This window comes from Thioclava sp. F34-6, assembly GCF_002213235.1.
Taxonomy (GTDB): Bacteria; Pseudomonadota; Alphaproteobacteria; order Rhodobacterales; family Rhodobacteraceae; genus Thioclava; species Thioclava nitratireducens.
This window is the reverse complement of the sequence record NZ_NBOA01000003.1, coordinates 493,257-498,494: the sequence shown is the minus strand read 5'-3', so window position 1 is coordinate 498,494 and position 5,238 is coordinate 493,257. Positions and strand designations below refer to the sequence as shown.

Here is a 5,238-nt window from a genome sequence, read left to right as displayed (position 1 = left end):
ACTGGTCAAGCCGAACAAAGACAAGACGCGCCTGAAGCTCACCGGTTTCGGCAAGCTCCCTCCCAAAGTTGCGATATGAACGCGGTTCCGCCTTCTGACGAAATTTTGTTCTCTTTTAGGCTGAACCTACGCAGAAATATTGCAACGGAAATAGTATCCACAGGACGCGCAATTCGATCATTTTGAAATTATTTCAGATGCTTACGCGTATTACCCTGCGTCAACATTCAAACTTATCCACAAGTCTTTCCTGACGTAGCGGGAACAATTGCGTTCAAAGCGAGGCGAATCGCCGCAGCGGAAAATGTGTCGCGCGGCGGCCGATAGAGACCAGATTTCAGTGAAAATCCCGGCTCGGGAAAAGTCGTTTCGCCTGCTCTCGCGGATGACGTGCGGTGGTCTGCGGACGGGGTCTGGGGGCGTCATCCGCTTGGGGTGCGGTGAGGCCCAGAACGTCGTCGAGCGGGTGCCCCAGATCGGCCAGTCGCGGGGAGAGATCCTCGATCTTTTCGGCGATCAGATGGACCACGGCCCCCTCCCGTTCGAGCCGCCCCGAGACCCGCAGAAGACGCCCGCCCATCACCGTCCGGCGGAACCGTTCGTAGAGCTTCGGCCAGACCACGACATTGCTCACGCCAGTCTCGTCTTCCAGCGTGATGAAGATCACGCCGGAAGCCGTTCCGGGGCGCTGGCGGGTGATCACGAGGCCGCAAACCGTGACCCGCTTTTGCGGCGTGCCGATCAATTCGCAATGCGGCGTGAGGCCGGGAATGGCGGGGCGCAGCAGCTCCATCGGATGGGCGCGGAGGCTCAATCTGAGGGCCACGTAATCCTCCACGACCTCCTCTCCCAGATGCATCGCGGGCAGCTCCACGGCCGGTTCGCGCCCTCCTTCCCCGTCCATCGGATCTGCGAAAAGCGGCAGCGGCGCGGGGGCCCGGATCGCCTTCACGGCCCAAAGCGCATCGCGCCGCGTGAGGCCGATTCCCGCAAATCCATCGGCCTCGGCGAGCCGTTCGAGCACATGTGGAGGCGTGCCCGCGCGCAGCCACAGGCTCTCCGGATCGGGGTAGCCATTGCCCCTGGCTGCGACGATCCAGCCCGCATCCTCCTCGCGAAATCCCTTGATCTGACGAAAGCCCAGACGCAGCGCCAGGGCCCCGTCCGCGCGGCGTTCCAGCGAGCTGTCCCAGCCCGAATGGTTCACGCAAACGGGCCGTACCTCGATCCCATGTTCGCGCGCATCGCGCACGATCTGGGCAGGCGCATAAAAGCCCATCGGCTGCGAGTTCAGCAGCGCGCAGGCGAAGATTGCGGGGTGGTGGCACTTCAGCCAGGAGGAGACATAGGTGAGATGCGCGAAGGCCGCCGCGTGGCTCTCGGGGAAGCCGTATTCGCCGAACCCCTCGATCTGGGAAAAGCAGCGATCGGCAAAATCGGGCGTGTAGCCGCGCGCCAGCATCCCTTCGACAAACCGGTCGCGAAAGGTACCGATCGTGCCCATCTTGCGGAAGGTCGCGAGCGAGCGCCGCAGGCGGTCGGCCTCTTCGGGCGTGAAGCCCGCAGCGACCACCGCGATCTGCATCGCCTGTTCCTGAAACAGCGGCACGCCGAGGGTTTTGCCCAAGACGCCTTCCAGCTCCTTCGAGGGAAAATCGACCTTTTCGCGGCCCTGACGGCGGTTGATATAGGGGTGGACCATGCCGCCCTGAATGGGGCCGGGACGGACGATGGCGACCTCGATCACGAGGTCATAGAACGTCTGCGGGCGCATCCTCGGCAGGAAGTTCATCTGCGCCCGGCTCTCCACCTGAAACACCCCCACCGCATCTGCGCGGCACAGCATCTCATAGGTCGGCGCGTCCTCCTGCGGGACGGTGGCGAGCGACATATCGAGCTTCTCGTGCCCCGCCAGCAGCTCGAAGCTCTTGCGGATACAGGTGAGCATCCCGAGGCTGAGAATATCGACCTTCAGGATGCCCAGCGTGTCGATGTCATCCTTGTCCCATTCGATGCAGGTACGCCCCTCCATCGCGGCATTCTCGATCGGACAAAGCGCGTCGAGGCGGCCTTTCGTGATGACGAAGCCACCGACATGCTGGCTGAGATGGCGCGGAAACCCGATGATCTCGCCGATCAGTTTCAGCGTCTGTGACAGCCGCCGATCGGTGGGGTCGAGGCCCAGCTCACCCATCCGCGCGTGATCCGGCCCCTTACCGGAAATGCCCCAGATCTGGCCCGCGAGGCTTGCCGTGACATCGGCGCTCAGCCCCATCACCTTGCCCACTTCGCGGATCGCGGCGCGGGTGCGGAAATGGATCACGGTCGCGCAAAGCCCCGCGCGGTCGCGGCCGTAGCGTTGGTAGATCCACTGGATGACTTCCTCGCGGCGCTCATGCTCGAAATCGACGTCGATATCGGGCGGCTCACCGCGATATTTCGAGATGAACCGCTCGAAGACCATGCCGATCTGGTCGGGGCTGACATCGGTGATCCCGAGCGCCCAGCAGATGATCGAATTGGCCGCCGAGCCGCGCCCCTGACACAGGATGCCGCGGCTGCGGGCGAAGCTCACGATGTCATGGACGGTGAGGAAATAGGCGGCGAAGCCCAGTTCGGAGACGAGGCGGAGTTCCTTCTCCAGCAATCCCGCGTGACGTTCCGAGATGCCCCCCGGAGAGCGCCGCGCCAGCCCCTCGCGGGCGAGCCGGTCGAGCCGGTCCTGCGCGGGCTCGTTCTGAGCGACCTCGTCGGGATATTCGTAGCTGAGTTCGTCGAGATCGAAGCCGCAGCGCGCCGCGATCTCGCAGCTGCGACGCAGGGCTGCGGGGTGGCGGCGATAAAGCCGCGCCATGTCCTCGGCCCCCTTCAGACGCCGTTCGGCATTGGGCAGCGCGCGGGTACCAAGCGCGTCGATGGTGCAGCCCTCGCGCAGGCAGGTCAGCACATCGGCCAGCTGCCGGCGCGACCCGCGATGCATCAGCACGTCGCCGGTCGCCACCATCGGCGTCGAGGCCCTCAGCGCGAGCGCTGCGCAAGCGTCGAACCAGCGCTGATCCGAGCCGTCATAACGCGGCGGCGCGCCAAGGAAGACCTGCCCCGGATAGCGCCGCCGCATCTCTTGTAGCGGGCGGTAGGCACGGGCCAGATCGGCGGGCGGCAGGGCGATCAGGATCATCCCCGCGCAGCCCTCCAGCAGATCCGCGCGGGTCAGGTGACACTCCCCCTTCCCCGCCCGGCGCTTGCCGCGGGTAAGAAGCTGGCTCAACCGGTGATAGGCCGCGCGGTCGGTAGGCAGCGCCACCCATTCGACCGGGCAATCGCTCAGCACCAGCCGCGCGCCGACGATCAGCTTCGGCAGTTTTGCGGTTGTCGGCCGGGCCAGATCCTGTGGCGAGCCGATGGGCTGGCGAGAGCTTTCGTCGCGCTGCAGTTCCGAGCGGATACGCAGCGCCTCACCGATCTCGCGCTTGAGTTCCTTGAGCGCCGAAAACGCTCGAACCACGCCCGCGAGCGAGTTGCGGTCGGTGATCGCGATGGCCTCCAGCCCCAGTTCGGCGGCGCGCACCATCAGTTCCTCGGGATGCGAGGCCCCGGTGAGGAAGGTGAAGTTGGAGGTGGTGCAAAGCTCGGCATAGGCGAGCGGAATGGCGGGCGTGTTGGCGGTGGTCACGACCGCCGAGGGGGCGCTGCCCCCGCGCCCGTCGGGCGCCCCCCGGGATATTTCGACCAAGGCGAAGGGAGCGGTCATGCGAAGACCCCCTCGACATACCAGCCGGGATCCTGCGGCGTGTGGAACATCCAGAGCCGCAGCCCCTGCCCGGTCTCGACGCGCCAATAGTCGCGCATCCCGCGCCGCCAGTTCGGATCGTCGAACCACCATTCCGGGGTCAGCCGTTCCGGCCCCTCGATGCGTTCCGCGCTGAGCGACTGGCGGCGCCAGCGGAAGCGGCGCGGCGGATCGGGGGCGTCGGACATGAGCGGCTCCGGCGGGAACAGCCGCAGCGGACGAGGGTGCGGCTGGTGCCAGTTGCCCTCGGGGTCGGTGAAGGCGGCAGGCGCAATCAGGAAGCTGCGCTCGGGGATATGGCTGTCGGCGGGCAGGTAGCGCTGGACGTTCTCCAGCCCGATGCGCAGCCCGATCCGGGTGATCAGATCGCCCAGCCTGTCGCGCCGCTCGGTGGCGATGGTGTCAATCTGGCGGGCGGGGAGCGCCTCGACCTGCGTGGCCGCGAGGCGCATCTGGTCGATCCCGAAGCCCGCGTCGATATCCTCGATGCCGCGCGCGAAGAGGGCCGCGATCCGGCTGGGGTCGCTGAGCGGGGTGGCCAAGCGCAGCTCGACCTCCTGGCTGGCCTGATCGACGCGGCGCAGGGTAAGGCAGAGCACCCGTGCGCCAACTTCGTTTTCCTTGAGTTTGGCGCAGAGCCGATCGAGCAGCCGTTCGATCCCCGCCATCACATCGGCCTGCTGGCCGATCGGTTCGGGCAGGGTCAGGCGGGTCCCGTAATGGGGCGGATCGGCCACGGGCGAGACCTGTTCGGGCAGATCGCCCAAGGCCTGATCGAGCCGCGCCATCAGCCCCGCGCCGAAGCGGCGCACGAGCGGCGCGCGCGGTGTGCGGGTCAGATCGCCGATCTCGCGCAGTCCCAGCCGCTGCAACCCTGTCACCGTCTCATGCGGCAGGCGCAGCGCGGCCACCGGCAGCTTGCCCAGAGCCGAGAGCCGCGCGCCGGGTGCGGCCCGACCGGGCGCGAAATGCGCCAGCGCCCAAGCCGCGCCGCGGGTGTCGGCAAGGCCAAGCCGCGCGGTGATCCGGGCGCGCTCCAGCCGGGCGATCATCTCGGCCATCATCGGCTCTTCACCGCCCCAAAGGTGATCCGAGCCGGTGATGTCGAGCACCAGACCGTCCTCGCCGTCCAAGCCCACCCAAGGGCAATAGCGCGTGGCCCAGCGGCGCAGCGTCTCGAGGAATTGCGCCTCGCGGGCGGGATCGGCGGGCGCGGTCTGCAGCGTGGGGCAGAAGGCGCGGGCTTCGGACAGCGCCATGCCGCGCGCCAGCCCCTGCCCCTCGGCCGCGGCGTTCAGGCAGTGCAGCCGGTCGGTATTGCCCTCGCGCAGGACCAGCGCGAAAGGCCCCTCAACGGCTCGTGCCCGAAGAACCCGGTCGCTCGCCAGCCGGGGAAACCAGAGAGTGAGAATACGCCGTGTGCGCCCGTCGAGCATGTCGCTGAGCCT

General features: G+C 67.0%; 2 protein-coding genes. Both read right to left on the bottom strand.

Annotated features, from left to right (window positions below; translation table 11 throughout):
- Nucleotides 1-337: 337 nt before the first annotated feature.
- The gene (locus B6V72_RS08530) at nt 338-3,751 is read right to left on the bottom strand and encodes an error-prone DNA polymerase (RefSeq protein WP_088735327.1); all 3,414 of its coding nucleotides are present in this window, start codon (nt 3,749-3,751) and stop codon (nt 338-340) included.
- Nucleotides 3,748-5,226 carry a DNA polymerase Y family protein gene (locus tag B6V72_RS08525; protein WP_088735326.1) on the bottom strand — a complete coding sequence of 493 codons (1,479 nt, stop codon included), beginning with the start codon at nt 5,224-5,226 and terminating at the stop codon, nt 3,748-3,750. Before B6V72_RS08525 ends, B6V72_RS08530 begins: the two co-directional genes overlap by 4 nt.
- Nucleotides 5,227-5,238: the final 12 nt, after the last annotated feature.